Origin of the sequence: Pontibacter diazotrophicus (genome assembly GCF_003367245.1) — a bacterium.
GTDB classification, from domain to species: Bacteria; Bacteroidota; Bacteroidia; order Cytophagales; family Hymenobacteraceae; genus Pontibacter; species Pontibacter diazotrophicus.
The window spans coordinates 1-2,444 of sequence record NZ_QRGR01000071.1; the positions used below are offsets into that span (position 1 = coordinate 1).

Consider the following 2,444-nt stretch of genomic DNA (forward strand, 5'->3'; position numbering starts at 1 on the left):
CTTCACCAAGATGGAGGACGGCAGGAAGCTTGCCTGCTACTGCGGCGTGGCTCCCTTTGAGTACAGGAGCGGCACGAGCGTGATGGGCAAAACGGGCGTCTCCAAATTTGCCAATAAAGAATTGAAGCAGGTCCTGCACATGGCGGCCATGAACAGCGTCCGCTATAACCAGGAACTCAAGACCTATTTTGAGCGGAAAGTCGGGGAAGGAAAAAGCAAGATGAGCGTCTTGAATGCTGTCAGAAACAAGCTGCTCCACCAGATTGTAGCCGTAGTAAAACGAGGGACACCATATGAGGTGAGATTGAACAATTTTTAGCGCATGACGCTTGTTTTACTCATAGATTTCCTTCAAGAGCTTCCCCAGCCAGGCGCAGGCGATGGACTGGCTGCTGTCGCCAGTGCCGGCTTAAGGAAAGAGAACAAGCCTGTTGCGCATCCCCTTATTCATCCGGAATCGCACCCTTCTTAGAAAGTAGCTCTATTTAACATAACAGTAGATAAGCGAAACCGCGTTTGCAGCCAATGGGAGGGAGTAGGGCTTTTGGTACTATAGCGGGGCGCGGGAATTGCCCCTTGGTCTCTTTATATTGCCCCGCATATATAGTATATTCGGTAGTCCAGTTACGGTTATTTGTCGAAATCGACAGATAAGCTGAATAGACTTCCGTTTATCTCCTAGTTAGGCAAAATTTTTTAATCTTGCTTGTAACTTTTTGGCTCTCATTCTCTCTAACCTTCAGTTAAGTTTTTAAACCTTAAATGACGATGTTATGATACTTGTTCTCCCACTTATTATCGCTATTTCATTGATGGTCTTTTACCACATCAGGTCAAAAAACAAACAGAGGGAACTACTAATTGAGAGAGGGATAAACCCAGATGGTTTAAGCATTATAGAATATCAAAAGCTGTCTAACCTGACAAACGGGGTCCTGTTTATATCGGTAGCCCTGGGACTGTTTTCTGCAAGCTTTGTCAGATTGATTCTGAAAGAGATAGATTTCTTAAGTGTTTATCTCTCTTTTGTTCTTTTGTTCGGAGGTATTGGTTTCTTGGTCAACTATCTAATCTATAGTAATGCCAAAGCCAAATAGATGGAGGCCTTAATCAAAAAAGCAAAAGATGGTGACAGGCATGCATTGGCAACCTTGATTGACACTCACAAGACTATTGCTTTCAATTTGGCCCTGAAGATTACAAATAGTGAAGAAGAGGCAAAAGACATAACTCAGGAGAGCTTCCTGACAGTGCTTGAAAACATAAAGAAGTTCCGCAATGAAGCTAAATTCTCAACTTGGTTGTACAGGATTGTCTATAATGAAGCCCTCAGAGTTATTAAAAGAAAAAGCGTACCGATTGAAGGTAAGCATGCTGATGCATTAGCCACGGAAAGTACGGATAGTTTAGAACAGAGGGAAAGCAGGCAAAGACTCGATGCCGCTATACAGGAGTTGAATGAGAATGAGAGGGTTGTTATTCTGTTGTTTTACATGGCGGAGAAAACCATTAAAGAAATCACCTCCATCACGGGCTTTACCGAGTCTAACACGAAGGTTTTGTTGCATAGGGGAAGAAAACAATTAAAAGAACGGTTGGAAAATGAACACCAGGAAAAATCATGATGAGCTATTTGGCTTGCTGCATAAAAACATGGTTGAAATAAAGGACGAAAGCTTCACTGAAAAGATAATAGAGAAGCATCTTGCTTATGAAGAAGAGCAAAAGTTGAAGCTGTTTTGTAATTCATATTTACTTGTCTTTCTGATTGCTCTATGCCTGTTACTGAATGCTGTGACATTATTATTGAGCAGTGGCTATGCTTTTGTAGGCAGCACTTTTACGTTAGAGTCAGAGCATCTTATCTTAGGTGTTGTTGTTTCCTTTGCTCTAACAGTCTTTAAATATTTCTCCGAGTTCCTACAAGTAAAACATGCTCTGCCTAATCGTGTAGACGGCCCCGCCAGCGTTAGCTGACGGGGTGCGCCTCACACACCACTGTACGTACGGGTCTCGTATACAGCGGTTCGTTAAGCTGTGGAGCTACTTTCCTGTAGTAGTCGAGCATTGGTTCGTATCCCCTCCGGACAAGCCGTTTCACCGTTACCGTTGTTATCATGATGGGGCTTTGAGCCACGGCCCAGCCTCCCTTCCTGGTTCTGTTCCAGGCATAGGCCTGCCACCTGGGGACTTACACAAAAAGCCAGCCTCATAGAGTAGTGCATTAGAAGTTTGAAGTTACCTGCCAACTAGCCGCTCAATTCTGTATAAACAGTTGGCGGTGGTTGTACAAACAGATCCAGACCATCGAATATACTACATATCCTGTTTAACATCCTATGTTTGTTCTCAGTGACTTAGCTACTCTTTTTCCCCTTTTGTAGACGTTATCTGAAACATAAGAAATGAGTATATAAGCTTTAGACAAAAAGACTGGGTAGGGA

Annotated in this window: 5 protein-coding genes; all 5 read left to right on the forward strand. The window is 43.2% G+C overall.

Annotated elements, in window-relative coordinates; all coding sequences use genetic code 11:
- On the forward strand, window positions 1-319 hold a 319-nt coding region (locus DXT99_RS26640), incomplete at its 5' end, for a transposase (RefSeq protein WP_147294327.1).
- Between the two features lie 3 nt (window positions 320-322).
- Window positions 323-472, forward strand: coding sequence for a hypothetical protein (locus DXT99_RS27300; protein WP_181885290.1), 150 nt, complete (start codon window positions 323-325; stop codon window positions 470-472).
- A 301-nt stretch (window positions 473-773) separates the two neighbouring features.
- Complete coding sequence (locus DXT99_RS28065) at window positions 774-1,097, forward strand: DUF6249 domain-containing protein (RefSeq protein WP_115568640.1); 324 nt, start codon at window positions 774-776, stop codon at window positions 1,095-1,097.
- Complete coding sequence (locus DXT99_RS26650; protein WP_115568641.1) at window positions 1,098-1,625, forward strand: RNA polymerase sigma factor; 528 nt, start codon at window positions 1,098-1,100, stop codon at window positions 1,623-1,625. It begins immediately after the preceding gene.
- Window positions 1,603-1,977, forward strand: coding sequence for a hypothetical protein (locus DXT99_RS26655; protein WP_115568642.1), 375 nt, complete (start codon window positions 1,603-1,605; stop codon window positions 1,975-1,977). Before DXT99_RS26650 ends, DXT99_RS26655 begins: the two co-directional genes overlap by 23 nt.
- Window positions 1,978-2,444: the final 467 nt, after the last annotated feature.

Excerpts from the sequence above, each read along its gene's own strand:
- DXT99_RS28065 (WP_115568640.1), top strand. The coding sequence starts at position 774 with ATGATACTTGTTCTCCCACTTATTATCGCTATTTCATTGATGGTCTTT.
- DXT99_RS26655 (WP_115568642.1), top strand. The coding sequence starts at position 1,603 with ATGAACACCAGGAAAAATCATGATGAGCTATTTGGCTTGCTGCATAAA.
- DXT99_RS26650 (WP_115568641.1), top strand. The coding sequence starts at position 1,098 with ATGGAGGCCTTAATCAAAAAAGCAAAAGATGGTGACAGGCATGCATTG.
- DXT99_RS27300 (WP_181885290.1), top strand. The coding sequence starts at position 323 with ATGACGCTTGTTTTACTCATAGATTTCCTTCAAGAGCTTCCCCAGCCA.